This window comes from Pseudorhodobacter antarcticus, assembly GCF_900110135.1.
Taxonomy (GTDB): Bacteria; Pseudomonadota; Alphaproteobacteria; order Rhodobacterales; family Rhodobacteraceae; genus Pseudorhodobacter; species Pseudorhodobacter antarcticus.
Genome location: NZ_FOCO01000004.1, coordinates 123,784 through 148,737 on the forward strand (window position 1 = coordinate 123,784; position 24,954 = coordinate 148,737).

General features: G+C 61.1%; 27 protein-coding genes. 14 read left to right on the forward strand and 13 right to left on the reverse strand.

Annotated elements, in window-relative coordinates; translation table 11 throughout:
* The first annotated feature begins 1 nt into the window (after nt 1).
* The 3 genes from BMY36_RS03130 to yaaA are packed head-to-tail and all read left to right on the forward strand — an operon-like array spanning nt 2 to nt 3,142.
* The gene (locus tag BMY36_RS03130; protein ID WP_050517983.1) at nt 2-289 is read left to right on the forward strand and encodes a YggT family protein; all 288 of its coding nucleotides are present in this window, start codon (nt 2-4) and stop codon (nt 287-289) included.
* A 3-nt stretch (nt 290-292) separates the two neighbouring features.
* On the forward strand, nt 293-2,338 hold the full coding sequence (recQ, locus tag BMY36_RS03135; RefSeq protein WP_050517982.1) for a DNA helicase RecQ: 2,046 nt from the start codon (nt 293-295) through the stop codon (nt 2,336-2,338).
* 39 nt (nt 2,339-2,377) lie between these two features.
* On the forward strand, nt 2,378-3,142 hold the full coding sequence (gene yaaA, locus BMY36_RS03140) for a peroxide stress protein YaaA (protein ID WP_050517981.1): 765 nt from the start codon (nt 2,378-2,380) through the stop codon (nt 3,140-3,142).
* A 138-nt stretch (nt 3,143-3,280) separates the two neighbouring features.
* Here the strand turns inward: yaaA and BMY36_RS03145 are convergent, their stop codons facing one another.
* The 4 genes from BMY36_RS03145 to BMY36_RS03160 are packed head-to-tail and all read right to left on the reverse strand — an operon-like array spanning nt 3,281 to nt 5,533.
* Nucleotides 3,281-3,727, reverse strand: a complete 447-nt coding sequence (locus tag BMY36_RS03145) for a TspO/MBR family protein (protein ID WP_050517980.1) — start codon at nt 3,725-3,727, stop codon at nt 3,281-3,283.
* A complete protein-coding gene (locus tag BMY36_RS03150; RefSeq protein ID WP_050517979.1) occupies nt 3,724-3,957 on the reverse strand; it encodes a Trm112 family protein in 234 nt (77 codons plus the stop codon). The genes BMY36_RS03145 and BMY36_RS03150 overlap by 4 nt, the downstream gene beginning before the upstream one ends.
* Complete coding sequence (locus BMY36_RS03155) at nt 3,954-4,604, reverse strand: LON peptidase substrate-binding domain-containing protein (RefSeq protein ID WP_050517978.1); 651 nt, start codon at nt 4,602-4,604, stop codon at nt 3,954-3,956. Before BMY36_RS03155 ends, BMY36_RS03150 begins: the two co-directional genes overlap by 4 nt.
* 26 nt (nt 4,605-4,630) lie before the next feature.
* Nucleotides 4,631-5,533: a thioredoxin family protein gene (locus BMY36_RS03160; RefSeq protein WP_050517977.1), complete on the reverse strand. Its 903-nt coding sequence runs from the start codon at nt 5,531-5,533 to the stop codon at nt 4,631-4,633.
* Between the two features lie 132 nt (nt 5,534-5,665).
* Here BMY36_RS03160 and BMY36_RS03165 point away from each other — a divergent pair, with 132 nt between their 5' ends.
* On the forward strand, nt 5,666-6,301 hold the full coding sequence (locus BMY36_RS03165) for a GDSL-type esterase/lipase family protein (protein ID WP_050517976.1): 636 nt from the start codon (nt 5,666-5,668) through the stop codon (nt 6,299-6,301).
* 30 nt (nt 6,302-6,331) lie between these two features.
* Here BMY36_RS03165 and BMY36_RS03170 read toward each other — a convergent pair whose 3' ends face one another.
* The 3 genes from BMY36_RS03170 to BMY36_RS03180 form a co-directional block, all read right to left on the reverse strand.
* Nucleotides 6,332-7,111 carry a 3'(2'),5'-bisphosphate nucleotidase CysQ gene (locus BMY36_RS03170; RefSeq protein WP_050517975.1) on the reverse strand — a complete coding sequence of 260 codons (780 nt, stop codon included), beginning with the start codon at nt 7,109-7,111 and terminating at the stop codon, nt 6,332-6,334.
* The gene (locus BMY36_RS03175) at nt 7,098-8,441 is read right to left on the reverse strand and encodes a TldD/PmbA family protein (RefSeq protein WP_050517974.1); all 1,344 of its coding nucleotides are present in this window, start codon (nt 8,439-8,441) and stop codon (nt 7,098-7,100) included. Before BMY36_RS03175 ends, BMY36_RS03170 begins: the two co-directional genes overlap by 14 nt.
* A gap of 129 nt (nt 8,442-8,570) precedes the next feature.
* Nucleotides 8,571-10,049 (reverse strand): DUF2125 domain-containing protein, encoded by a 1,479-nt coding sequence (locus BMY36_RS03180; protein WP_175469237.1) that lies wholly within the window; start codon nt 10,047-10,049, stop codon nt 8,571-8,573.
* 215 nt (nt 10,050-10,264) lie between these two features.
* On the opposite strand from BMY36_RS03180, the gene BMY36_RS03185 reads away from it, so the two are divergent.
* From BMY36_RS03185 to BMY36_RS03195, 3 genes are all read left to right on the forward strand, one after another.
* On the forward strand, nt 10,265-11,008 hold the full coding sequence (locus BMY36_RS03185) for an SDR family oxidoreductase (protein ID WP_050517972.1): 744 nt from the start codon (nt 10,265-10,267) through the stop codon (nt 11,006-11,008).
* Nucleotides 11,005-11,622: an enoyl-CoA hydratase/isomerase family protein gene (locus BMY36_RS03190; RefSeq protein WP_050517971.1), complete on the forward strand. Its 618-nt coding sequence runs from the start codon at nt 11,005-11,007 to the stop codon at nt 11,620-11,622. The genes BMY36_RS03185 and BMY36_RS03190 overlap by 4 nt, the downstream gene beginning before the upstream one ends.
* Before the next feature lie 117 nt (nt 11,623-11,739).
* Nucleotides 11,740-11,922, forward strand: coding sequence for a hypothetical protein (locus tag BMY36_RS03195; protein WP_050517970.1), 183 nt, complete (start codon nt 11,740-11,742; stop codon nt 11,920-11,922).
* A 15-nt stretch (nt 11,923-11,937) separates the two neighbouring features.
* Here the strand turns inward: BMY36_RS03195 and BMY36_RS03200 are convergent, their stop codons facing one another.
* The gene (locus BMY36_RS03200) at nt 11,938-13,167 is read right to left on the reverse strand and encodes a UbiH/UbiF/VisC/COQ6 family ubiquinone biosynthesis hydroxylase (protein WP_050518077.1); all 1,230 of its coding nucleotides are present in this window, start codon (nt 13,165-13,167) and stop codon (nt 11,938-11,940) included.
* Nucleotides 13,168-13,267: 100 nt separating this feature from the next.
* Between BMY36_RS03200 and BMY36_RS03205 the strand changes: the two genes are divergently transcribed.
* From BMY36_RS03205 to BMY36_RS03225, 5 genes are all read left to right on the forward strand, one after another.
* Nucleotides 13,268-14,599 (forward strand): amidase, encoded by a 1,332-nt coding sequence (locus BMY36_RS03205; RefSeq protein WP_050517969.1) that lies wholly within the window; start codon nt 13,268-13,270, stop codon nt 14,597-14,599.
* Nucleotides 14,600-14,763: 164 nt separating this feature from the next.
* Nucleotides 14,764-15,951, forward strand: a complete 1,188-nt coding sequence (locus BMY36_RS03210) for an aminotransferase class I/II-fold pyridoxal phosphate-dependent enzyme (RefSeq protein ID WP_050518076.1) — start codon at nt 14,764-14,766, stop codon at nt 15,949-15,951.
* A 3-nt stretch (nt 15,952-15,954) separates the two neighbouring features.
* Nucleotides 15,955-19,131 carry a DNA translocase FtsK gene (locus BMY36_RS03215; protein ID WP_050517968.1) on the forward strand — a complete coding sequence of 1,059 codons (3,177 nt, stop codon included), beginning with the start codon at nt 15,955-15,957 and terminating at the stop codon, nt 19,129-19,131.
* Between the two features lie 189 nt (nt 19,132-19,320).
* Nucleotides 19,321-19,941 (forward strand): LolA family protein, encoded by a 621-nt coding sequence (locus BMY36_RS03220; protein ID WP_231579629.1) that lies wholly within the window; start codon nt 19,321-19,323, stop codon nt 19,939-19,941.
* A gap of 141 nt (nt 19,942-20,082) precedes the next feature.
* A complete protein-coding gene (locus tag BMY36_RS03225) occupies nt 20,083-20,448 on the forward strand; it encodes a DUF805 domain-containing protein (protein WP_175469238.1) in 366 nt (121 codons plus the stop codon).
* Between the two features lie 64 nt (nt 20,449-20,512).
* On the opposite strand, the gene BMY36_RS03230 is transcribed toward BMY36_RS03225, so the two are convergent.
* Nucleotides 20,513-21,094, reverse strand: a complete 582-nt coding sequence (locus BMY36_RS03230; RefSeq protein WP_050517965.1) for a transglycosylase SLT domain-containing protein — start codon at nt 21,092-21,094, stop codon at nt 20,513-20,515.
* A gap of 75 nt (nt 21,095-21,169) precedes the next feature.
* Entirely contained in the window at nt 21,170-22,051 is an 882-nt protein-coding gene (locus BMY36_RS03235) for an AEC family transporter (protein WP_050517964.1), read from the reverse strand.
* Between the two features lie 84 nt (nt 22,052-22,135).
* On the opposite strand from BMY36_RS03235, the gene hspQ reads away from it, so the two are divergent.
* Complete coding sequence (gene hspQ, locus BMY36_RS03240) at nt 22,136-22,462, forward strand: heat shock protein HspQ (RefSeq protein ID WP_050518075.1); 327 nt, start codon at nt 22,136-22,138, stop codon at nt 22,460-22,462.
* A 148-nt stretch (nt 22,463-22,610) separates the two neighbouring features.
* Nucleotides 22,611-23,123: a glutathione S-transferase family protein gene (locus tag BMY36_RS03245; RefSeq protein ID WP_331458110.1), complete on the forward strand. Its 513-nt coding sequence runs from the start codon at nt 22,611-22,613 to the stop codon at nt 23,121-23,123.
* A 43-nt stretch (nt 23,124-23,166) separates the two neighbouring features.
* Here the strand turns inward: BMY36_RS03245 and BMY36_RS03250 are convergent, their stop codons facing one another.
* From BMY36_RS03250 to BMY36_RS03260, 3 genes are all read right to left on the reverse strand, one after another.
* Nucleotides 23,167-24,039, reverse strand: coding sequence for a DMT family transporter (locus BMY36_RS03250; protein ID WP_050517963.1), 873 nt, complete (start codon nt 24,037-24,039; stop codon nt 23,167-23,169).
* Nucleotides 24,040-24,052: 13 nt separating this feature from the next.
* Entirely contained in the window at nt 24,053-24,571 is a 519-nt protein-coding gene (locus BMY36_RS03255; protein WP_050517962.1) for a DinB family protein, read from the reverse strand.
* A 72-nt stretch (nt 24,572-24,643) separates the two neighbouring features.
* Nucleotides 24,644-24,931 carry an HU family DNA-binding protein gene (locus BMY36_RS03260; protein ID WP_050517961.1) on the reverse strand — a complete coding sequence of 96 codons (288 nt, stop codon included), beginning with the start codon at nt 24,929-24,931 and terminating at the stop codon, nt 24,644-24,646.
* Between the last annotated feature and the right edge of the window lie 23 nt (nt 24,932-24,954).

The following is a 24,954-nucleotide window of genomic DNA, read 5'->3' on the forward strand; positions in this document are numbered from 1 at the left end:
AATGACCTCTTTGTTCCAAATCCTGATGATGGTGCTGCAAGTCGCGCAATTTATCATCATTGTGCATATCATCCTTAGCTGGTTGATCAACTTTCAGGTGTTGAACCTGCGCCAACCGCTGGTCGCGCAAATCTGGGATGGGGTGAACCGCTTGTTGGAACCCGTGTATGGCCGCATCCGGTCGTTTTTGCCGCAAAATCTGGGGCTGGATTTGGCCCCATTGGTGGCCATTCTGGTGATCTTTGCGCTGCGCACCATCCTGACCAATAATCAAGAATATTTCTTTTGATCCATGGCTGCACCTAGCGACCTTCTGGCCTCGGTCTTTGGCTTTTCCGAATTTCGCCCCGGTCAGGCGGAAATTGTGGATGCTGTGTTGGCGGGGCAAAACACGCTGGCGATTATGCCCACGGGGGGTGGTAAATCCCTGTGTTTCCAACTGCCTGCGATGTGCCGGGATGGGGTGACGATTGTTATTTCCCCCCTGATCGCGTTGATGCGTGACCAAGTGCGCGCGCTCAAGGCAGCAGGGGTGGAGGCGGGGGCGCTGACATCTGGCAACACGGATGAGGAGACGGAGGAGGTTTTCACAGCGCTGGACGAAGGCCGCCTGAAACTCCTCTATCTCGCGCCCGAACGCCTTGCCTCCTCTGGGGCCATGTCGATGCTGCGCCGCATCAATGTCACGGCCATTGCGGTGGATGAGGCGCATTGCGTATCCCAATGGGGCCATGATTTTCGCCCCGATTACCTGCGCATCGGTGAACTCCGCCGCGCGCTGGACGTGCCGCTGGCCGCCTTCACCGCCACGGCGGATGAGGAAACCCGCACCGAAATCATCAGCCGGCTGTTTGATGGTCAAACCCCGTCCACCTTCCTGCGCGGCTTTGATCGGCCCAACATCCATCTGGCCTTTGCGGTAAAGGACAACCCGCGCAAGCAAATCCTTGCCTTTGCCGCCGCGCGCAAAACCCAATCTGGTATCGTTTATTGCGGCACCCGCGCCAAAACCGAAACGCTGGCGCAGGCGTTGCGCGATGAAAACCATCCCGCGACCGCCTATCACGGCGGCATGGATGCCGAAGATCGTCGCGCAACCGAAGCCCGGTTTCAACGCGAGGATGGGTTGATCGTGGTCGCCACCGTGGCGTTCGGGATGGGCATCGACAAACCCGATATCCGCTGGGTCGCCCATGCCGATTTGCCCAAATCCATCGAAGGGTATTATCAGGAAATTGGCCGGGCGGGCCGTGACAGTGCCCCCGCCGAAACCCTAACCCTCTATGGCCCCGATGATATTCGCCTGCGCCGCAGCCAAATCGACGAAGGCATGGCCCCGAATGACCGCAAGGATGCCGACCACGCCCGCCTGAACGCGCTCTTGGGATTGGCGGAGGCGACAGGCTGCCGCCGCCAAGTGCTGCTGGGCTATTTCGGCGAAACCAGCACCCCTTGCGGCAATTGCGATATCTGTGACCGCCCCGCGCTGCTATTCGACGCGACAGACGCCGTGCGCAAGGCGCTGTCGGCCATTCTGCGCACCGGGGAAAGTTTCGGCGCGGGGCATCTGATCGACATCCTAACCGGAAACGCCACGCCCAAGGTGCTGCAACGCGGCCATGACCAACTGCCCACATTCGCCGTGGGGCGCGATCTGTCCAAACCCGCATGGGGCGCTGTGTTTCGCCAAATGATGGGCCGCGATTTGGTGCGCCCCGACACGGAACGTTACGGTGCCTTGCGCATGACCGATGCCGCCCGTCCCATCCTGCGTGGCGAGGAAACGATCACTTTGCGCAAAGACACGATCGAGACCGCAACCTCCCGCCCTGTGGTCAAAATGCAAGTGTCCGAAGAGGACGCGCCCCTGCTGTCCGCCCTGAAGGCCAAACGCCGTGCCTTGGCCGAAGGTGCGCGCGTCCCCGCCTATGTTATTTTCCCCGACCGCACGTTGATTGAAATGGCCGAAACCAAACCCCGCGATCTGGACGGTATGGCCCGCATCAACGGCATCGGCGCAAAGAAACTGGAAAGCTACGGCGCGGCGTTTTTGGCCGTGATCACAGGCGCTGGCGCCGAACAATTGCACCCCCAACGCATGCGCCTTGCAGGTCGCGATGCTGGCCCGCTGTTTGATAAACTGGCGCAAATCCACCTTGATTTGCAACGCGGCACAGATGGCATTGACAAACCGCTGTCTTGCACGCAATCCACCCTGCGCCAAATCGCGGAACGCAAACCCACATCGCTGTCGGATCTGGACCGTATCCCAGGCATGGACGGCGCGCGCACCGACCGTTTCGGTCTGGCCTTCCTCGCCGCCATTGCGGGCGATTAACCCCTTGCCGCTTCGCGCCCCAGCCCTAGGTTCCACCTCATGCTCACAGTAATTTCCCCCGCCAAACGTCTTGATGATGCCGCCGCCTTGCCCGCCGGGCTGGCCGCCACAAAACCGCAATTTGGCGCGCAAGCCCGCGAACTTGCCACCGTTGCGCGCGACCTTACCGCCGCCGATCTGCGCAAATTGATGCATATTTCCCAACCGCTGGCAGACCTAAACGTCACCCGTTTCGCGGAATTTTCGGATGCCCCCACCAAGCCCGCCGCCCTGTTTTTCGCAGGCGACACTTACGCGGGGCTAGAGGCGAAAACGCTGGACCCAGACACCCTGCGCTGGGCCCAAGATCATTTGCGCATCCTGTCGGGCCTTTATGGCTTGCTGCGCCCGCTGGATGAAATCGCCGCTTACCGCCTTGAAATGGGCAGCAAAATGGAAAACCCGTGCGGCCCAGATCTTTACGCCTATTGGCGCGCAACGCTGGCCCCCGCGATCAATGAAATCGCCAAAACCACGCGCGCCCGCGCCCTGATCAACTGCGCCTCTGTCGAGTATTTTGGGGCTGTGGATACAAGCGCGCTAACCATCCCGGTCATCACCCCGACGTTCCTAGAGGAAAAAAACGGCGAGGCGAAAATCGTCAGTTTTTACGCAAAAAAGGCCCGCGGTGCCATGGCCCGCTTCATCGCGGAAAACCGCCTGACAGATCCCAAAGATTTGCAAGGCTTCACCACCGGCGGATACGCATATGATCTCGCGCGCTCCACAGACACCACCCCGGTTTTCCGACGCACCGCGCCATAATTCGCATTGGTAAAAATACCTCACGGGGGTGATGAGTGTTAAAAAACGCCACAGTGGGGCGTTTTAGCAAAGAACGCCTGCCCCCCGGTCAGGCTGGGGGGGGGTGAAACCCCCCAGCTGTGGACCGCTAACCAACCCTCAGTTTAACAAAACAATCGCTGCGTTCAGCGCTGTTGCAAAACTAACCCATGCCAAATACGGCACAAACATCAGCGCCGAAACCCGGTCCGCCACCCATTCCCGTCGAATAAACAGCACTATTGCCATCCACATCAGCGCGATAATCACCAAGGCAATGCCCGCCAATTGCAGTCCAAAAAACACCGGCGACCACGCAAAGTTAAACACCATCTGCGCGCCCCAAAGACCCCGCGCGCCGCCGTACAAAAACTTGCGCGCGCCAACCCAGCCGATCATCAAATAGATCAGGGTCCAAACCGGCCCAAACACCCAGTTTGGCGGCGAAAAGAACGGCTTGTTCAACCCCGCATACCATTCCCCAGGAATGGTCGAGGTGCCGATGAACGCCCCAGCGGCCATAACGGCGAGAATAAACGCCAGATGAACCAAAACCGTGCGGGTCATTCCATGGCCCGCGCTTCAGATACCAACATAATCGGAATCCCGTTGCGGATGGGAAAGGCCAGTTTGGCAGGACGAGAGATCAACTCCTGCGCCTCGGCATCATAGGACAGCGTGGCGTGCGACAGCGGGCACACCAACGCCTCTAACATGCGGCGATCAATCACGGGGCCGGACTGGGTGCCAATTTCGGGGCCAATGTCTGGGTCAGTCTCGGTGGGCGCATCACTCATTGCATCATTTCCTCACCCGTTCCGCCGCGCAGCGCGAACTCGATCAGGGTCACCATGGTTTCGCGCCGCGTGGTCAGGGTCGGCGCCTCCAACAGCGCTTGCTTATCTTCCGCCGAAAACGGGCACAGCATGGAAAGGGAGTTTATCAGCAACTCCTCCTCTGCCCCGCTCAAGCTTTCCCAGTCGGTGGACAGGTCCATCGACTCGAAAAACCGCCCCAGCAAATCCATGAACTTTGGGCGATCAAAACCGGGGTCGCTTTCCTCGCCGCCTTGGTCCCGTTCAAACCCTTGCCATTCCACACGCGCTCGGCGGTAAGGGGTGAACCCCTTAACCTCCTCACGCAGCCGGAACCGCGACAGGCCCGACAGTGTGACCATATAACGGCCATCCTCCGTCTCGGAAAACCCGGTCATACGGCCTGCACAGCCAATGGCATGCAGGCGCGGCTCGGCTTCTTTGCCTGCCGGAACCTCGCGCGGTTGGATCATACCGATCAACCGTTCGGGTGTTTTCATGCAATCTTCCAGCATTTGCAAATAGCGCGGCTCAAAGATGTGCAGCGGCAAACGCGCGCGCGGCAGCAGCAATGCGCCGGGCAGCGGGAAAACGGGAAGGGTGTCGGGCAAGTCGCGAATATGTTTCATAAGGTGCAGCTAGGCCGCTTTCCCCCTTAGGCAAATATCATTGATGACAGTTTGCGTCGACCCGTCAACGCAATGGGGTCTTTGGGCGGCAAGGCATCAAAAATGGTGAACAATTGGGTTTTTGCCGCGCCATCATTCCACGCGCGGTCGCGGCGAAACAGGTCCAACAGGGTGGTCACCGCCTCCTCCACCTTGCCCGCCGCGTGCAGGGCCAACGCAAGGTCGAACCGGGCTTGGTGGTCGTCTGGTGCCGCCTCCACCGCCGCGCGCAGCTCCGCCTCGGGGCCAGCATTGGCGGCTTGATGCAGCAGCGCGATTTGGGCGCGCACCGCCTCCACCTCCTTGGCCCCGGCAATTTTCGCGGGCACAGCGTCCAGCAACGCCTCGGCCTGCGCCACCTCGCCCAGCGCCAAATGCGACCGCAACAATCCGCCAAAAGCGACCGCGTTTTCCGGCTCCTCACCCAAAATCGCGGCGAATGTTTCGGCGGCGTCCGCAGCCGCACCCTCGGTCAGCATGGTTTCTGCGGCCTCAATCGCGTCCGCCAAACCATCATCGCCACCCAGCGCGGCCAGTTTGTCCACAAACACCTTCAATTCGGACGCAGGCAGCGCGCCTTGGAACCCGTCCACCGGTTTGCCTTGGAAAAACGCGTAAACCGTTGGCAGCGATTGAATCCGCAGCTGCTCGGATATGCCGGGGTTTTCATCGACGTTCACCTTGACCATGCGCACACGGCCCTTGGCCGCCGTCACCGCCGCCTCCAGCGCTGGCCCAAGCTGTTTGCACGGCGCACACCAAGGGGCCCAGAAATCCACGATCACGGGAATCTCGGCGCTGCCGTCAATCACATCGGCCATAAATGTGGCCTCGGTGGTGTCCTTGATCAACTCTGCCGCTGCAGCGGGTTGTTCGCCAAATGTCAGCATATCGTCCCTCTTTCGTCAAAACTGTTGTCCCTTATATGGCCACCCAAACCCAAAAGGCCAAGGGGCTTTGATGCCCCCTATGCAAATCCCGCGCCCGCCCATACCTTGCAACCACCCCAAGCAGAGGTTCAAATGCCCATCCTACTGACCTATGGCGACAGTAACACCCACGGCACCCCACCCATAACCACGCGCGGCCTTTACGCCCGTTATGATGCCGCCACCCGCTGGCCCACCCGCGCCGCCCAAACCCTCGGCCCCGATTGGCAATTGGTGGAGGAAGGTCTGCCAGGCCGCACCACCGCCTTCAACGACCCCGTGATGGGCGATCATATGAACGGCACCATGGGCCTGCGCATCGCGTTGAACAGCCACGGCCCGCTGACGCATATGGTTTTGATGCTGGGCACAAATGACGTAAAAACCCGCTTTGGGGCTACGCCCGACCGCATCATGGCAGGTATCGCGGCGCTGGTGGATATGGCGCTGGCCCCCGATATGGCGCTGCGTCACTCCGGCCTAAAAATCCTGCTGGTCGCGCCGCCGCATGTCCAAGAAATCGGTCCCCTGGTTGCCGAATTCACAGGCGGTGCCGCCAAAAGCCGCGCTCTCGGCCCCCTGCTGGCAACCTACGCAAACGCCCGCAACCTCGGCTTCTTGGATGCCGCAACCATCCTGCAAACCAGCCCCACCGATGGCATTCATTTTGAACCCGCGGGCCACGCAGCTTTGGCCACGGCAATCGCGGTAGCCCTTAAAACTCTGTAAATTCATCTTGGCTTAAATACCTAAACGGCGTCAGCCCCGCAGCGCCATCAACGCCCCATGCAGCGCAGGCCCGGCCACCACAACCCCATCCGTGCGCGGGTCTGCCGCGTTGAACCGCAACGCCGCCCCGCGCCCATCACTCGCCACCGCCCCGGCGCGCGCTGCAATCAGCGCCCCCGCCGCGATGTCCCATTCCCACGTCGCGCGAAACGCCAACATCGCGTCAAACCGCCCTTCGGCGACCAAACACAACCGATAGGCAAGCGAGGGCCGAAACGCCCGCTCCACCCCCGGCACGCCGCCCGGCCAATGCATATCTGCCATATTGGGTTTTGATGTCAGAACAGTCGCCCCCGCAACCCCGCCCGGCGCCGAGGCGGCAATCACCGCGCCATTGCAGGTCGCAGGCCCGTCCAGCGTCGCCCCATACATTCGGTTTTTGGCCGGTATAAACACCGCCCCCGCCACCACAACGCCGCGTTCCACCACCGCCAGCGAATGGGCGAAACTGTCTTGCCCGTCGATAAACGCCCGCGTCCCGTCGATGGGATCAATAATAAACACCCGCTCTGCCGTCAGCCGATCGGCAGAATCCGGCGTCTCCTCGGACAGCCAACCATAACCGGGTCGCGCTGTGCGCAACCGTTCCACCAGCATCGCGTTTACGGCCAAATCGGCCTCGGTCACGGGGCCAGCGCCATCACCCTTGTCCCAAACTTGCGGGTCGCGCTTGAAATAGCGCAGGGCAATCGCCCCCGCCGCCCGCGCTGCATCCACCAGCAGCGCCAAATCCGCGTCATGCCCCGGCAAGCGTCAACCCTTCGATCAACAAGGACGGCACGCGCGTCGACATATGCATCCGCGCATCATTCGCAGGCGTCATGCGTAGCAACATATCGCGCAAATTCCCCGCAATCGTGCATTCATTCACGGCATAGGTGATCTGGCCATTTTCCACCCAAAACCCCGATGCCCCGCGCGAATAATCGCCCGTGGTGGGGTTGATCGACGACCCGATAAGCGATGTCACAAACAACCCCGTGCCCATATCGGCCAACAATTCGGCGCGTGATTTTACCCCTTGGGTCAAATCAATGTTCGACGTGCCGGGTGATGGTGGCGACGATGTGCCCCGCGCCGCGTTGGCCGAGGACGGCATCCCCAGCTTGCGCCCTGTGGCAAGGTCCAACACCCAACCCATCAACACGCCATCCTCCACAATTGCCCGCCGCGCTGTGGGCAGGCCCTCACCATCAAACGCGCGGCTGCCCGAAATCCGCGCGCGGTGCGGGTCCTCGATCACCGACAACCCGCGCGGCAAAATCTGGGTGCCCAGCGCATCGCGCAGCCAACTGGAACCCCGCGCGATGGACGCGCCATTGATCGCGCCCAGCACATGCCCAATAATCCCCGACGATATCCGTTCATCATACAGCACCGGATAGGCCCCAGTTTTGGGCTGCCGCGCGCCCACCCGTTCCAGCGCGCGGGTGGCGGCCAACAGGCCAATATCCTCGGCACTTGGCAAATCGGCGGCGTAAATGCGCCCCTCGGCGGCCCAATCGCGTTCCATTCCCGTGCCCGACCCGGTGAATGCCACGGCAGAAAGCGAGCGTGATGACCGCGCATAGCCGCCCGCAAACCCATTGCTGGCCGCCATATGGATTTGGCGGCGCGATTGGCTGGCCGATGCTTCGACCTGCGTGATGCCGCCAACAGCCATTGCCGCCGCTTCCGCACGGCGCGCATCGGCCTCCAGCACCGCCGCACTCACTTCATCGCTGGGGTCGCACAGCTCCAGCGCGGCCATGTCCCAGCCTTGGGCCAGCTGCGATGGGTCCGCCAAACCGACATATTTATCCTCGGGTGCCTCGCGTGCCATGGCCACCGCCCGTTCGGCCACCGCGCGGATGCTGGCGTCCGATGTGTCCGACACCGAAACGCAGGCTTGACGCTGCCCGATCAGCACGCGCAGGCCCAATTCCACCCCTTCGGACCGTTCTGCCTGTTCCAACTGCTCCGCGCGAATGTCGATTGCGGTTGCAATACCGTCTACCGCAATCGCATCGGCGGCGTCTGCACCCGCCCGTTTGGCGGCAGTCAGCAAGGCCTCGGTCAGCGTTTCCAGCGATCGGGTCATGACACTCTCCTATATTCCATCCAAACGGCAGGTAAGCCGCCCCACCCCCCAAGGCAAGTCCCCCCAAGGCAAGCGCAGCCATGCAAAAGGGCGACCAACGCGGCCGCCCTCTCGTCAATCACCCAAAGATCAAAACGGCAGCGGGTTACCGTTCGACAGGATTTGCCCACCCTCTTTGATCTCCACCTCAGCGATCAGGCTGTCTGGTGTTGGGCCGGGTTTGGCCAACATGCCCGCGAACATGCCAAACATCGCGGTCATCTGCGGGTCCACCAACCCCAGCGCCACCAGTTTTTCCAACAACCCGGTTGCCCCGGTCAGTGACAGGTTCACCTTGCCCACAGGCATCGGGGCCACACCCCCCAAAATGGGCGCTTGGGCATTGTCAAAGGTCAGCGCACCATCGCCCTTCAATTCCGCGCCCGCCACGGTCAATTGCAAGGCATCAATATCCAAAGTTTCCACCTGAAACGGGCTTTCCATCATGTCGGGGCCGGGGCCATCATCCACCATCAGATCCGCCAGGACTTTGGCGGTGCCTTTCAAGGACATGATCAAGGTTGCCGGGTCGCGGGGCAAAGTGGCCCCCGGATCGACCATCGACCAGATCATATCCGACACGGTCAACCCCTCCAGCCGCGTTTCAATCACGAAATCGCGCGGCTCATCCGACTTGGCAACCGGAATCAAAAGCGTCAACCCGGCGGTGTCATATCCGGCCGTCAATTCGGGGAACGGGATCGACGACCCCGATGCGGTCATCTGCACGCCGCGCCCGGTCAACCCATAGGCAAGGCGCGCTTTGTCAACCGACACATTCACAGTGCCGCCCTGTGACGTGCTGGCGAAATTCATCTTGCCGCTGTTTTCATCCGTCCCGGCCACGGTCAAATTGCCGCTGTCATAGGTAAAGGATGCATCCGTGTTCATCCCTTGCGCCAATTGGGCAATCATATCCCCACCAATGGCCCCTTTTGGCATGGCACCTGCCGATGCCCCGGCCAAATTAACCATGCTGCCCGACACGTCAAAGCTGCCCGCCCCAGCATCAGGCTTGCCAGCGGCCTTGTAATCAAACCGCTGCGCCGCAAAGGTGGATGTGGTCGCCACCATGTCGCCTGCCGCCATGCGGTACATCATCGCCAGCTTGGACATGGTCAAATCAAACGCCATGTCGCGGGGTTCACTGTCAACCACGACATCTGCGGCACGAAGGCCCACAGTATCCGCGCTAAAATCATGCGTAACGTCCTGCGCCGTGCCGCTAGCAATCAAGCTTACACCCGCTTGGGTCACGGTGATGGAATTGGTGACAGGCTTGCCCACCCCATTCAGCGTTTCCATTTGCAAGGCATAGGTGGCGGGCATCCCCACCTCGACGCGGCCATCGCCCATATCGCGAAACGTCACTTCGGGCAGGGTGCCCGACAGTTTGGTTCCGTCTTGATCAACCGCGATTTTCATATCCTTCACGATCAGGCTGTCGCCCGCCCGTGTTTGTGACCCGGCGCTGTACGTTTGGCCATAAACGCCGCCAAGGTCTTGCCAGCTCTGCCAAACTTCCTCTGGCGTCACATCGGCAAAGGCGGGGGCGGTGGTGAAAATCATCAATGCGCAAAAAGCGGTTGTTTTGAAAAGACCGAACGGCATGGCTGGGCACTCCGAAATGCAAAAAAGGTTGTGGCAGCATTTACCCCACGCCGCGCGGGGTCAAGGGCTGATGCATGCCGCGCCTGATCACGTTGTGCTGCGCAAAGGGGCGGTTCGGCTGGTCCTTGGTCAAAAGCTGGGTTAGCTTTGGGAAAATTGAAAAGGACACGCGGATGCAGGGTAAAGTTGTTGCAATTACGGGCGCAAGCCGGGGCATCGGGGCCGCAGCGGCACGGGTGTTTGCGGATGCGGGCGCGCGCGTGGTGCTGCTGGCGCGGTCGGCAGGGCAAATCACCGAATTGGCGGATGATATTGGGTGCGGCGCGATGGCGCTGCCCTGTGACATTGGCCGCGCCGATGCGGTGGCCGACGCGTTCGCGCATATTGTCACGACCTGCGGGGGCTTGGATGTGTTAATCGGCAACGCAGGCGTGATCGACCCCATCGCGCGCATCGCAGACACCAACCCCGCCGCATGGTCAGATGCGATTGATATCAACCTAAAGGGCGTGTTTTACGGCATGCACGCCGCCATTCCCCTGATGCGCGGCCATGGTGGCACCATCATCACCGTATCATCCGGCGCGGCGCACAACCCGCTGGAAGGGTGGAGCGCGTATTGCGCCGCCAAAGCAGGGGCCGCCATGCTGACCCGCGCCGCCCATCTAGAGGAGGCGGCGCATGGCCTGCGCATTATGGGCCTGTCGCCCGGCACGGTGGCCACCGACATGCAGGTGCGCATTAAGGCCAGCGGCATCAACCCCGTCAGCGCGCTGGACCCATCGGTGCATATCCCTGCTGATTGGCCCGCGCGGGCCTTGCTGTGGATGTGCGGGCCGGGTGGGGACGCGTATTTGGGCCAAGAGATCGCTCTGCGCGACGATAGCATCCGCCGCGCCGTGGGCCTAATCCCGTGATTGATCTGTCAGTTGAAAACGATGTTTGGGTGGTCACGTTAAATCGCCCCGAAAAGGCTAATTCCCTAACGGGTTCCATGCTGCAAACCCTGTTGGACATTGCCGAACGGGCAGGGGGGCAAGGCGCGCGCGCCTTTGTTATCACCGCGACAGGCAAGGTATTTTCCGCAGGCGCCGACCTGATTGAAGCGCAAGCAGGCCTTGCCACCAGCCCTGTGTGGGACCAGCTTTCAGAGGCCATCGCGCGGCTGCCTTGCCTCACGATTGCGGTGCTGAACGGCACGCTGGCCGGGGGGGCCATGGGCATGGCGCTGGCCTGCGATATGCGCATCGCGGTGCCGGGGGCCAAGCTGTTTTACCCCGTGATGCGTCTTGGGTTTTTGCCCCAACCCGGCGATGTGCCGCGCCTTGTGCGGTTGATCGGGCCAGCGCGGGCGTCAATGATCTTGATGGCAGGGCAAAAGATTGCGGCGGAGGAGGCGCTGGCGTGGGGCCTGATCGACCGCGTGGTGGCTGTTGATGATTTGTTGCCCAGCGCCCGCGCGCTGGTGGCCGATGCGATTGCGGCGACGCCAGACCATGCGCGTGCGATCAAAGCCATGATTTGGGGATAGGGCGGCAAGGAGGTATTTAAGCCAAGCCGAATTGGGGGCGGTTCTGTGTGCTGCGCCGCGCGGGATTGAACCGCGCGCTGATTTCAGGCAAAAGCGCCCCAAGCATAGGAGTGCATCATGGATTACAACGCATCAGGGAGTGCCAAGATGGGCAAGAACACGCCACGCCATTCGGAACATAACGCCAAAGGCACCGACAAAAACCCTTACGGCGCAGCAGCGCCCAAAGCAGAGCTGTTGGCCCGCATGAAAGCCGCAGTTGAGGCGAAAAAGGCCGAGACCAAGAAGGCCGAAAGCTGATTTAGATCTTTTGCCTCAGATCTTTTGCCCCTGCAACAGCCGAGGCAAATCACCTTCCAGCCCCGCCGCCGTGCGAACGAAGCGGCGGCGCAGGGCGGGCAAGGCGCTAATGGCTCCCATGCCCAGATCACGCCCCAAGCGCATAAGCGGATTATCGTTTGAAAACAGCGTGTTGACTGCATCCATCCCCAGCGCCAGTGCCGTTGTATCAAACCGCCGCCATTGCTGGTAGCGGTCCAGCACGTCCGCGCCACCAATATCCTCACCCCGCCGCGCGGCCTCGATCACCACTTGCGCCAGCGCGCCCACGTCGCGCAGCCCAAGGTTCAACCCTTGGCCCGCGATCGGATGCACGCCATGCGCCGCATCACCCACCAGCGCCAAACGGGGGGCCGCAAATTGCGCGACCAGTGACAGCGACAGAGGATAGGTGAACCGCACCCCTGCCAGCGCAATTTCCCCCAGAAAATCGCCAAAGCGCGGGCGCAGCGCGGCCAGATAATCTGCGTCGCCCAGTGCCTGAATGGCTGCGGCCCGCGCGGTGCTGGTGGTCCACACAATCTGCGACCGATGCCCGCCATGCAGGGGCAAAATGGCCAGCGGCCCTTCGGGCATGAAAAACTGATGCGCGATGCCGTGGTGGGGCAGGGTGTGCGATACCGCAGTAACCAACGCCGTTTGACCGTAATCGCGCCCGGTCCGCGTGATACCCGCACGCGCAGCCACCCCGCTTTGCCGCCCATCGCAGCCCACCAGCACCCGCGCCGACAGCGTAGCCCCGGACCCAAGCGTGACCGTCGCCCCCTGCGGTGTCATATCTTGCGCCACCACCGTTTCGCCCGATACCAACGTAATCCCCGGCGTGGCCTGCATCGCGGCCAAAAACGCGGCGTAAAGATGCCTGTCCTCGACCATAAAACCCATCGGGCCTTCTTCAATCTCGGCATGATCGAAATGCAGGAAACACGGCGCAGCGCCGGTGCCTGCCCGCCCGTCCGATGCCTTCACCTGCAAAATCGGCTGCGCCACGGCGTCCAGCGCGGGCCAAACGCCCAGCACTGACAGCAACCGCTTGGACGCCAGCGCCAGCGAATAGGCCCGCCCGTCAAACCCCACCTCGGCCCGCGCAGGGGCGGCGCGCGCATCCACCACCATCACGCGCAAACCGGCCCCCGCCAGCGCCAATGCCAAGGCGGGCCCGTTCAAGCCGCCGCCCACAATCATAATATCTGCATCCTGTTTCATGCCCCAAATATGGCGCATCAGCACCGATTGTCCATGCGCCCGATTGTCTAACCGCCGCCCCCGCGTTAGCGTTTGCGCAAAGGTTGGCAAAAGGTGGGTTATGGCAGGCAATTGGCTTTGGATGACGGCTGCGGATTTGGGGCGCGGCATTGACGCAGGCAAAATTCACCCGGTGGAGCTGACCGAGGCGTTTTTGGACGCGATCAACCGCCACCCGCAGGCCGACCGCATCTATACCCGCACCACGCCCCGCCGTGCGCGCTCCATGTCAATGGCCGCCGCTGACCGCGCCAAACTGGGCCGCCGCATCGGGCCTTTGGACGGTGTGCCAATTTCGTGGAAGGATTTGTTTGATGCATCCGGCGCGCCCTGTGAGGCGGGATCAGCCCTGCTGCGCGGGCGTATCCCCGAGGTGGACGCCGAAGTGCTGACCACCGCCACCAGCCAAGGTCTTGTTTGCCTTGGTAAAACCCATATGTCGGAACTTGCGTTTTCCGGGCTTGGCCTGAACCCCATCACCGCCACGCCGCCCAATGTGAACGACCAAGGGGCTGTGCCGGGCGGCTCCTCCTCGGGGGCGGCGGCATCGGTGGCGTTTGGGCTGGCACCCGCAGGGATTGGGTCGGATACGGGCGGGTCGGTGCGTATTCCTGCCGCGTGGAACGACCTTGTGGGGCTGAAAACCACCCCCGGTAGGCTGTCGCTGCGCGGTGTGGTGCCGCTATGCGAACGGTTCGATACCGTTGGCCCCATTGCGCGCAGTGTCGAAGATTGCGCGCTGCTGCTGGCCGCGATGGAAGGGGGCAAACCCGCCGATCTGGCCGGGGCCAGCATCAAGGGGATGCGCCTTTTGGTGCTGGACACCGTGGCGCTGGACGATCTGCGCCATGAACCCGCCAGCGGTTTTGAAGGGGCGGTGGAACGCCTTGCCCGCGCCGGGGCCCGCGTTGAAACCGTCAAAATCCCCGAGGTGACAGAGGCGATGACCCTTGCCGCGATCACCTTTACCGCCGAGGCGTATGGCATTTGGCGTGACACCATCGAATCCGCGCCCGAAAAAATGTTCCCCCGCATCCTGGAACGCTTTCGGTCCGGCGCGCAGTTCACGGGGGCCGATTATGTTGCCGCATGGCGCAGGTTGGACGCTTTGCGCAAAATCTGGGCCCAAAAAACCGCCGCCTATGATGCGGTGATTTTGCCCACCGCCCCCATCTTGCCCCCCAACGCCCAACGGTTGATGGAGGATGACGCCTATTACGTCACCGAAAACCTGCTGGCCCTGCGCAACACGCGCATCGGCAATCTCTTTGGTCTGTGCGGCGTCACTTTGCCTACGGGCCAACCGTCTTGCGGGATCAGTTTTATGGCCGGACCGGGGCAGGAAGAACGCATTTTGCGCCTGACATCCGCCGCAGAACGCGTGCTGGGCTAACGCACGGGCAGCCCGCGCAAGCCCACCTATAGTAGAAGCGGGACGAAAAAGACACAACGCGCCCCCAAGCACACCAAATCAAAGCGTTTTTCTGGACCCGCGCGCAAACCCTCGTTATCGTCGGGCTTGTACGGGGCGATATGACCCCGAAAGATGAGGCAGATATGGCATTTCCTGAGCGGTTTTCGAACCTGCCAGAATACGCGTTTCCGCGCTTGCGTGCGCTCCTCGACCCCCACCTCGGTGGTGGCGACCTTATTTCTATGACCATAGGCGAACCGCGCCACCCGATGCCCGATTTTGTTGGCCCCATTCTGGCGGCAAATCTGGACGGTTTCGCGGTCTATCCCCCGAATGATGGCACGCCCGAACTGCTGGCCGCCATCGCCGCTTGGGTGCAGCGCCGCTATGATGTGGCCCTGAACCCCAATCAAATCATGGCCCTGAATGGCACACGCGAAGGGTTGTTCAACGCCTCCGTCGCCCTTTGCCCTGAAATCAAGAACGGTAAACGCCCTGTCATCTTGATGCCAAACCCGTTTTATCAGGTTTACGCGCTGGCCGCCCTCGCCATGGGGGCCGACCCTGTTTATGTGCCAGCCACCGCCGCGACCGGGTTTTTGCCCGATTACGCAAACCTGCCGCGTGACATTTTGGACCGCACCGCAATCGCCTATCTGTGTTCGCCTGCCAACCCCCAAGGGGCCGTGGCCAGCACCGATTATTGGGCCGATCTGCTGGCCTTGGCCGAAAAGCATGATTTCCAAATCTTCGCCGATGAATGTTACGCCGAGGTGTACCGCAACACGCCCCCGCCCGGCATCTTGTCGGTCGCCAAAACCACAGGCGCGGACCCCGAACGCGCGCTGACGTTTCATTCGCTGTCCAAACGCTCCAACCTGCCGGGTCTGCGGTCCGGCTTTGTGGCAGGCGGTGTGCAATCCATCACCCGCATCCGTCAGTTGCGCGCATTCGCAGGCGCACCCTTGCCCTTGCCCATCCAAAAAGTGTCGCAGGCCGCGTGGGAAGACGAAGCGCATGTCACAGCCTCTCGCGCGATGTATGTTGAAAAATTCGAACTGGCGGATGAAATTTTCGCCGGCATCCAAAGTTACCAATCGCCCGAGGCTGGGTTTTTCCTGTGGCTGCCCGTCCAAGACGGCGAGGCGGCTGCGTTAAAACTGTGGCGGGAAACCGGCGTGCGGGTGCTGCCGGGGGCGTATCTGTCGCGCGATGCGAACGGTGAAAACCCCGGCGCAGGCTATATTCGGGTGGCATTGGTCGCCCCAAAACAAGAAACACAGCGCGGGCTTACCCTGCTTCGCGACTGTCTTTACGGGCAAGGACGGTAATATATGGCATCCTATCAGGTCAGACAGCGCGACCCGCTGGTGGATCAAAACACGGCCGCAATGCTGGAACGGCGCGGGCGTGAATTGCTTGGCGTGGGGCTTATTGTGCTGGCGCTGCTGTTTGCCGCGATTTTGGGCAGCTATTCCGCCACTGATCCGGGCTGGATGATCGCGACCGACGCACCCGTTAACAATTGGCTGGGCCGTTTTGGTGCCTCCATCGCATCGACGCTGTTTATCATCGGGGGCCTTGGGTCTTGGGGCATCCCGTTGATCCTTGGCGCATGGGGTGTGCGTTTTGTGGCCCATATCGGGGCGGAACGTGCGATGGGCCGCGTGGTGTTTGCGGTGATCGCGGTGGCACTGGCATCGGTTTTCGCCGCAACCCATGTGCCGGGGCCGGACTGGCCCCATGCGGCGATTGGGCTGGGTGGGCTGTTTGGCGACACCGTTTTGGGCGCTTTGCTGGCCATTTTGCCCATCGGCGCGGGCTTTGGGTTAAAACTGCTGTCGGTGCTGTTTGGTGTGGGCTTGTTGGTGATGGGATTGTTCGTGATGGGGTTTGATATGCGCGAATTGCAGCGCATCTGGGCGTTTGTGCGCTTTGGCACGATCACCACCTATGCGACCATCCTAACCCTTGCCGGAAAATCCGCCGCTGGCACCGCGCGCGCCGCCAGTGCCGCGGGCCAAGCAGTGGCTGAAAAAAGTCGCCAGCGCCGGGAATTTGCGCAATCTGCGGCCCATGATGACTTGATCTATGCCGATACGCCAATGCGTGCGCCCCCCCTGCGGGCCGAACCTGCGGGCGGCTTTGGTCGCCCCGATCAACTGCGCCCCGGTGCCCGCGTGCAAAACACCCGCCCCCAAACGTCACGGATGGCCGAACCGCCATTGCAGGCCGCGCCACAGCCGCCCGCACCCTATGCCACAGGCTTTTCCGCCGAACCCATGACGCCCCGCGCGCCGGTCAAACAAGGGCTTTTGGCCCGCATGCCGCAAATGATCCGCCGCGCCGCGATGCCTGCCACCGAAATCGAACACAGCACCCCGGTTGAAACCGAAGACCGCATCAAAGCGCGCATCAATGACGTGATCCGGTCGCGCGTGCGCCAATCCCCCACCGCCCAGCCCACGGTGCAAACCGCCGTGCAGGCCGCTTTGGCCCGCCGCGACCCCCCCGTTATGGGCCGCCGCGGCCCAATACCCTTGATCGCCACCCCGCGCAATGCGGCAACCCCAGCCGCCCCTTTGATGCTGGATCACGGCCCCAACATGGCCCGCCTGACCGTCACATCTGCCACCCGCATGGCGCTGCCACCCGCCCCCCCATCACTGGAGTGGGAGGAGCAAGACCACACCACCGACACCCAGTTTGCCGTGGATAATTTTGGCATCAACGCCAACGCCAACGCCAACACCAACACCAACACCGATTACGGCGATTACGCGGGTTACGACGATATCGACCCCTATTCAGAGGCCCATGGCGCAGATGAATACGAAACAGCCGCGCCCGAACCGCAAATCATCCGCGTGTCGGCCCCCTTGCGCGCGCCCGCCCCCGAACAGCGCCGCATCGTGCAGCCCAGCACCGCCAAACCCATCACCCCGTCCCGCCAAGCGATGGCCGAGGCGCAGCCGCGTTTGAAGTTTGAGGAACAGCACAGCGACTACGAACTGCCCCCCCTCAACCTGCTCGCCAACCCCGACAGCGTCCAACGCCACACCTTGGCCGAGGAGGCGTTGGAGGAAAACGCCCGCATGCTAGAGGCGGTGCTGGATGATTACGGCGTGAAGGGCGAAATCGTCGCCGTGCGCCCCGGTCCTGTGGTCACACAGTACGAACTTGAACCCGCACCGGGCCTAAAGGCCAGCCGCGTGATCGGGCTTGCGGATGATATCGCACGCTCCATGTCGGCCCTGTCGGCCCGCGTCTCTACCGTGCCGGGCCGTTCAGTGATTGGTATCGAATTGCCAAACGCTTGGCGCGAAAAGGTCGTGCTGCGCGAAATCCTTGCCGCCCGCGATTTTGGTGACAGCAGCATGAGCCTGCCACTGGCACTTGGCAAAGATATTGCAGGCGAACCCATCGTCGCCAACCTCGCCAAAATGCCCCACCTACTGATCGCGGGGACCACGGGGTCGGGCAAATCGGTGGCGATCAACACGATGATCTTGTCGCTTTTGTACAAACTTTCGCCCGCCGAATGTCGGATGATTATGATCGACCCCAAGATGCTGGAACTCAGCGTTTATGACGGCATCCCGCACCTGCTCTCGCCCGTTGTGACCGACCCGAAAAAGGCCGTGATCGCCCTGAAATGGGTGGTGGGCGAGATGGAAGAACGGTACCGCAAAATGTCCAAAATGGGCGTGCGCAACATTGAAGGCTATAACGGCAAAGTGCGCGAGGCACTGGCCAAAGGCGAGATGTTCAAACGCACCATCCAAACCGGATTTGACGAAGATACCGGCGAGCCAGTGTTTGAAACCGAACAGGACACACCCGTGTCTCTGCCTTATATCGTTGTGATCGTCGACGAAATGGCCGACCTGATGATGGTCGCCGGCAAAGAGATTGAAGCCTGTATTCAGCGACTTGCCCAAATGGCGCGTGCGTCCGGCATCCACCTGATCATGGCCACACAGCGCCCGTCTGTGGACGTGATTACGGGCACGATCAAGGCCAACTTCCCCACGCGAATCTCGTTTCAAGTGACCTCGAGAATCGACAGCCGCACCATTTTGGGCGAAATGGGTGCGGAACAACTGCTGGGCATGGGCGATATGCTTTATATGGCAGGCGGCGCGAAAATCACCCGTATCCACGGGCCGTTCGTGTCGGATGAGGAGGTGGAAGAAATCGTGAACCACCTCAAATCATTCGGCCCGCCCAGCTATATGTCCGGCGTGGTCGAAGGTGTGGATGAAGATAAAGAAGGCGATATCGACCTCGTCCTTGGCCTTGGGTCTGGCGATAGTTCAGAAAACGAGTTGTATGACCAAGCGGTGGCCGTGGTGGCAAAAGATCGCAAATGCTCCACCTCCTATATCCAGCGCAAACTGGGCATCGGGTATAACAAGGCGGCAAAACTGGTGGAACAGATGGAAGAAAACCACGTCATCACCACCGCCAACCATGTGGGCAAACGCGAAATTCTGCTGCCCGAACATTGAACTGCAAGGGGCGGTAGGGTGGGCACCCACCCTACACCATAACGGGTAGGGTGGGTGCCAACCCACCGCCCCTTTGCGTCTTTAACACCGTCCTCTCACATCCCTGTGTCATTGATTGCAAAAGGGGTGCAGCCCCGCCCCGCGCCTCCTATACTAATGGGATAAGGCGTAATGAGTGGGACCCACCAAATGAACCGCAGATCCTTTTTCCGTTCGGCCAGCATGCCCTTTGCGGCCATGGCGCTGTTGACCGCCCTCGCCTTGCCCGCCGCCGCGGAAAAGCTGCCCTTGGGTGAATTGTCGCGCTATCTGAACGCGCTGACCACGGCCGAGGCGGAATTTACGCAGATCAATTCCGATGGCACCATCTCAACAGGTCGCATCTTTATCCAGCGTCCCGGCCGCGCCCGTTTCGAATACAGCCCCCCCGACAGCAATCTGGTGGTGGCGGGCAACGGGTCTGTGGCGATTGTGGATGCCAAATCCAACCAAGCCCCCGAACAATACCCCCTGTCGCGCACGCCGCTGTCTATCATCCTTGCCGCCAATGTCGATCTGGCCCGCGCGAAAATGGTGGTGGGCCACAAGGCCGATGGCAACACGACCCGCGTGCGCGCCCAAGACCCCGAGAACCCTGAATACGGCTCCATTGAACTGGTGTTCACCGCCGCCCCGACTGAACTGCGCCAATGGGTGATCCGCGATGACAGCGGCGCAGAAACCACGGTGATCTTGGGGGAAATGAAGAAAGGCGGCAGGTTGCGCGCGTCTTTGTTCGACATCTCGGCAGCGATTGCGCAGCGGCGTTAAACCCCCACACCCTGCCGCTTTCGCGCAACATCTGCGCCCGCTTGGAAAATTTAGCGCATGCTGCCACAAATAGCAGTTGCAGGCAGCGCGCCCCTCACTCACTCTGGCGTTGTAAAAGCGCATGAATTGATAAGAGGTCATATGTCAAAGCCAGCAATGTCCGACCTGTTCACGTTTTCCGGGCGAAGAAACCGCAAAAGTTACGTTTTCTACATTCTCATTGTGATTGTCATCTCAATTTCCGCAGCCTTTGTCATCGCCCTACTTGCGGCAATCTTGCCGGTGCTTGCGGTGATTGCTGGCCTGCTCGTCTTTCTACCAATCATGGTGTCCAGTTGGGCCGTGGGCGGGCAACGCTGCCGTGATTTTGGCTGGACCGGCTGGGCTGTCTTGCTGACCGCAGTGCCCTACATCGGGATTGTGGCGGCAATCGCCTTCATGGTTGTGCCGGGCACAATCGGCACAAACCGCTATGGCCGCGACCTGCTGGACGCCCCTGTTTATTGACGCCGCACTCTCCCGCTTTTCGCGACAACGTCACGCCAAAAGCGGACAAAACCCCAGCGCCAACCTATCGCCGACAACTCGCCAATTGCGATTGGTACATGTCGGCGCGGTTGGCCACGCGCTGCGACACCTCCAACAACCACGGTTTGCTGTTGTAGCTGCCCCGCGCATACCCTGTCCGCCCTTCGTGATAGGCCAGATAATGCGCCCGCGCGTCATCCTTGGCGATGCCAAGCCCTTTTTCGGATTGGTCCATATACCAGCCCATGAAATCGGTGGCATCGGCAATCCGGTCCCGCTTTGCCGATCCGCGCCGCTGCTGGTCTTGATACTCTTCCCAAGTCCCATCCAACGCTTGCCCGTACCCAAAGGCCGAACTTTGCCGCCCCAAGGGTATAATCCCCAGCGCATATTTATGCGGCGTGCGCGCATTGCCGATGAATTTTGATTCCTGATGGATCGTCGCCATCTGCACATGCACGGGGATACCCCATTTGCGTTCGGTCGCCTGCATGGCGCGGTAATATTGCGGACGTTCGCGCACGATGCTGCACGCGTTGTCCAAATCACGGGGCGCCGAAAAGTCACCACCACCACAAGAGGCCAGCAACAAAAACACGATCGACGCGCGGAGAAACCTGCTCATATGCCCCTCGCACATTTATTATTGCAATGTTCATAGCGTAAATTGCGCCAAAGGGAAATGGGGCACGCGGCCCCCTTAGATCACAAATGCAAGCGTCAGCGGCAAAGTGATGATCGACAGCACGGTCGACACAATCACCATCCCCGCCACCGCATCGGCATCGGCGCCGTATTTGCCCGCCAGCATATAGGTGGTCACGGCCACGGGCGTGCTGACCTGCAACACCAAAACCGCAATCGCCACCGGGTCCAGCGCGAACACATGCCCCACCCCCACGCCCACCGCCACACAAACCACCACGCGCAACACCGACAGCCACATGGCCTGCCCCAACCGCCCCGGTGCCAACCGCGCCACGGCCACCCCCAGCGTGATCAACATCAACGGGATCGCCATTTGCCCCAGCAGTTCCAGCGCGTTGGTCAACCAACCCGGCGTCTGCCAGCCCTGCCACAAAAACAGCGCCCCCAGCAGGGTGCCCGCCACCAGCGGCTCTTTCAACACGCGCAGCGGCGACCCGCCTTGGCTGACCAGCCACACGCCAAAGGTAAAGCCCCAAATCCCCGCCACCGCGAAAATCACCACGGCATATCCCAGCCCCGTTTGCCCAAAGGCAAACAGTGCCAGCGGCAGGCCCAAATTGCCCGTATTGCCAAAAATCAACGGCGATAAATACGTCCGCCGTTCCAACCGCAACGCAACCGTCAGCCCCCAAAACACCAGCGTTAACAGGGCATAAGCCGCAATCGCCGCGAACAACAGTTTGGTCAGCGCGCTTGGGCCAATCTCGGTCTGCATCAGCGCGGTAAAGATCAAACACGGCGTCGCCAGCGTCATCGCCAGCCGCGAAACAAACGCCATCGGGTAGTCAAACCCCGCCTTAACCCACGCAAATCCCACCCCCGCCAAAATCCCCACCGGGGCCACAATTTCCAACACTGTTAAAATAAGGTTCACAGACTGTTTCCTTAATTTGCGGTCCAGACTGGTGGACAAGCCATATGGCAAAGGAGTACTAAGCACAGTTGGGGGATGCAACAATTGCTGAAAACGCGGGCGAAATATCATTTGGGCCAAGTGCTGCGGCACCGCAAACACCCCTTTCGGGGCGTGGTCTTTGATGTGGATGCGCTGTTTTCAAACACCGACGAATGGTATGAAAACATCCCCGAGGAAAGCCGCCCCGCCAAGGATCAGCCGTTTTACCACCTGCTGGCCGAAAACGATCAAAGCTATTATGTGGCCTATGTCTCTGAACAAAACCTGATGCCCGATGAAACGGGCGACCCGGTCGATCACCCGGACCTGCCCGACCTGTTCGGTGATTTTGAAGATGGGCGTTACCCCCTGCAATTCCAAATGAACTGACCTGCGCGAGCGGGTGACCGGGCGTGGTTTCAATGCCTCCTGACCGAAACCCGCAAAGGACATATCATGTTGACGTTGTATCACGCTGGCCCATCCCGGTCGTCCCGCATCCTGACGTTGATCGCCGAACTCGGGGCCGACCGACCGCGTGACCGTGCGCCATGTCACCATCCCGCGCCGTGATGGCAGCGGCGCGCGCGACCCATCAAACCCCCACCCTGAAGGAAAGGTGCCGTTGCTGGACCATGACGGCACCCTGATTTTTGAAACCGGGGCGATCATGCTTTATTTGACCGAGCTGTTTCCCGGCCCCCTTGCGCCCCAACCCGGTGATGCCAATCGCGGTGCGTTTTTGACATGGATGTATTGGTACGGGTCGGTGATGGAACCCGTGATTGTGCTGAATGCGATTGGCATCGACCATCCCGCGCTGCACGCCACCTTTCGCGACCATGATGCCGTGGTGGCGCGTCTGTGTGCAGCGTTGCAACAGGGCCCTTGGCTGTTGGGTGATACTTATTCCGCCGCCGATTTGTTGGTCCATTCGCCCTATGCGTGGTTTCCCGACATGATGCCCGATGATCCGTTGATCGTTGATTGGGCGGCCCGCTGCGCCGCGCGCGCGGCCTATGTGCAAACGCAGGCCCAAGAGGCGGGCTGAGCTTTCCGCGCGCGCGACCCTCAAGCGGTTGCCTGCGGGAACCTTATGTGGTCCGCGCAACCCTACTCATCTGCACCGCCAAAATGCCGCCGGCAATAATCACCACACCCGCCACATCCCACAGGGTCAGGCTTTCCCCCAGCAACGCCGCCGCAATCGCCACTCCGAAAAACGGGTTCAGGAAATGAAACGCCGCCGCGCGCACCGCCCCAATCCGCGCCACCAGCAAAAACCAAACCCAAGTGGCCAGTAACCCCGGCACCAAGGTGGTATAGGCAAAGGCCAACCCCAAACGCGGCGTCCAGTTGATATCCCAGCTTTCCAACGCCACGGCGGCCACAGCCAGCAGGCTGGCCCCCACCAACATCTGCAAACCCACAATCATCAACAGGTTCCCCCCCGATGATGCGCCCCGCACCGACAGCGTGGCAAATGTCAGCGCCAAAACGCCAATCCCCAAAAATGCCAGCCCCATCAAATCCATCCCGCCCGAAATGCGGTGGCCCATGATAATCGCCACACCCACAATCCCCGCAATCAACCCGGCATAGGCCAAAGGCGCAAGCCGTTCGCGGAAAATCAGCCACCCCGACAGCGCCACCAACAACGGCATGGTCGATGCCACGATTGCGGCCAGCGACGCCTCCACCCACTGCATCGCGACAAAGTTAAACCCAAGGTACAGCGCGTTCTGGCAAACCCCGAAAATCACCGTGGCCCGCCACTGCGCCCGCGATAACCGCGCGCTTTGCCCCAGCGCCAGCGCAATCGCGACCCCAATCATCCCCGACACCAAAAACCGCAGCGCCAGCGCGGTCAGCGGCGGCGCATCCGCCACAATCATCCGCGCCGATGTAAACGCCGACGACCACATCAGCGCGAACGCGAGCCCCATGAACATTGCGCGAATATCCATCGACAAATCCCCTTTACAGCGCGTCAAACCGCGCGGGCATGAACGGCACATCGGTATCGCCAGGTTTTGCCCCCGCCGCCGTCAACATCGCATGAATTTGGCCGCGATGATGGGTTTGATGGTTGAACAGCTGCAACACCAACAGGCCCTTTGGCTTGGTCACATCGCGGCCCAATGCGCCTGAATACCATGTCAAATCACCGTCAAACCACACCGCATCCACCCCATGCGCCCAATCCAAAATCCGGCCATCAAACACCACACGGGCCGCGCAAAACGCATCCCACCCCATGCCCATATCCACGGACCCCGGAATGGTGGTCGCCGCAGGCAACCCCGTCGCGGCAAATCGGTGCATCCACATCTGATCGCCCCACAGCACATGCGCAAACGTCGCCTCGATGGAACCGAAAAACGCCCCGCGCGCCAACTGCCGCGCGCCATCATCCAGCCCACCGGCCGCTTCCACCAAATTCTCATTCTGCCACATGTTATATCGCGCCATGGCAACCGCATATTCCGCGTTCGGCATCCTACCCCCAAACCCTATGAAAAAGGCCACCCCCTTGCGGAAGTGGCCCCATCCATCGGCATAAACCGAAAATCAGTCGTTGACGGAATCTTTCAACGCCTTGGCGATGGTGAACTTCACCTGCTTGTCGGCGCCTTTGGTCATCGTCTCACCTGTGGCCGGGTTGCGCACTTGACGCTCCGGACGGGCGCGGCACGCCATTTTGCCCAAACCGGGCAGGGTGATCGCCCCACCGGTTGCCACTTCGCGCGTTACAATCGCTGCAACCGCATCCAGTGCTGCACCGGCAGTTTTCTTGTCTGCGCCCATTTCTTCGGCCAGCGCTGCAATCAACTGCGTCTTGGTCATTGGCTTGTTCATACGTCCTGTCTCCATGTTTCTGC

Bases quoted from the DNA above. Each gene is read 5' to 3' on its own strand.
- BMY36_RS03230 (WP_050517965.1), bottom strand. From the start codon at position 21,094: ATGAGCAGGTTTCTCCGCGCGTCGATCGTGTTTTTGTTGCTGGCCTCT.
- BMY36_RS03205 (WP_050517969.1), top strand. From the start codon at position 13,268: ATGGCAGGCAATTGGCTTTGGATGACGGCTGCGGATTTGGGGCGCGGC.
- BMY36_RS03220 (WP_231579629.1), top strand. From the start codon at position 19,321: ATGAACCGCAGATCCTTTTTCCGTTCGGCCAGCATGCCCTTTGCGGCC.
- BMY36_RS03195 (WP_050517970.1), top strand. From the start codon at position 11,740: ATGGATTACAACGCATCAGGGAGTGCCAAGATGGGCAAGAACACGCCA.
- BMY36_RS03185 (WP_050517972.1), top strand. From the start codon at position 10,265: ATGCAGGGTAAAGTTGTTGCAATTACGGGCGCAAGCCGGGGCATCGGG.
- BMY36_RS03260 (WP_050517961.1), bottom strand. From the start codon at position 24,931: ATGAACAAGCCAATGACCAAGACGCAGTTGATTGCAGCGCTGGCCGAA.
- BMY36_RS03215 (WP_050517968.1), top strand. From the start codon at position 15,955: ATGGCATCCTATCAGGTCAGACAGCGCGACCCGCTGGTGGATCAAAAC.
- BMY36_RS03200 (WP_050518077.1), bottom strand. From the start codon at position 13,167: ATGAAACAGGATGCAGATATTATGATTGTGGGCGGCGGCTTGAACGGG.
- BMY36_RS03165 (WP_050517976.1), top strand. From the start codon at position 5,666: ATGCCCATCCTACTGACCTATGGCGACAGTAACACCCACGGCACCCCA.
- BMY36_RS03255 (WP_050517962.1), bottom strand. From the start codon at position 24,571: ATGCCGAACGCGGAATATGCGGTTGCCATGGCGCGATATAACATGTGG.
- BMY36_RS03130 (WP_050517983.1), top strand. From the start codon at position 2: ATGACCTCTTTGTTCCAAATCCTGATGATGGTGCTGCAAGTCGCGCAA.
- BMY36_RS03145 (WP_050517980.1), bottom strand. From the start codon at position 3,727: ATGACCCGCACGGTTTTGGTTCATCTGGCGTTTATTCTCGCCGTTATG.
- BMY36_RS03155 (WP_050517978.1), bottom strand. From the start codon at position 4,604: ATGAAACATATTCGCGACTTGCCCGACACCCTTCCCGTTTTCCCGCTG.
- BMY36_RS03250 (WP_050517963.1), bottom strand. From the start codon at position 24,039: ATGGATATTCGCGCAATGTTCATGGGGCTCGCGTTCGCGCTGATGTGG.
- recQ (WP_050517982.1), top strand. From the start codon at position 293: ATGGCTGCACCTAGCGACCTTCTGGCCTCGGTCTTTGGCTTTTCCGAA.
- BMY36_RS03180 (WP_175469237.1), bottom strand. From the start codon at position 10,049: ATGATTTTCACCACCGCCCCCGCCTTTGCCGATGTGACGCCAGAGGAA.
- BMY36_RS03175 (WP_050517974.1), bottom strand. From the start codon at position 8,441: ATGACCCGATCGCTGGAAACGCTGACCGAGGCCTTGCTGACTGCCGCC.
- BMY36_RS03160 (WP_050517977.1), bottom strand. From the start codon at position 5,533: ATGCTGACATTTGGCGAACAACCCGCTGCAGCGGCAGAGTTGATCAAG.
- BMY36_RS03210 (WP_050518076.1), top strand. From the start codon at position 14,764: ATGGCATTTCCTGAGCGGTTTTCGAACCTGCCAGAATACGCGTTTCCG.
- BMY36_RS03150 (WP_050517979.1), bottom strand. From the start codon at position 3,957: ATGAGTGATGCGCCCACCGAGACTGACCCAGACATTGGCCCCGAAATT.
- yaaA (WP_050517981.1), top strand. From the start codon at position 2,378: ATGCTCACAGTAATTTCCCCCGCCAAACGTCTTGATGATGCCGCCGCC.
- BMY36_RS03225 (WP_175469238.1), top strand. From the start codon at position 20,083: ATGTCAAAGCCAGCAATGTCCGACCTGTTCACGTTTTCCGGGCGAAGA.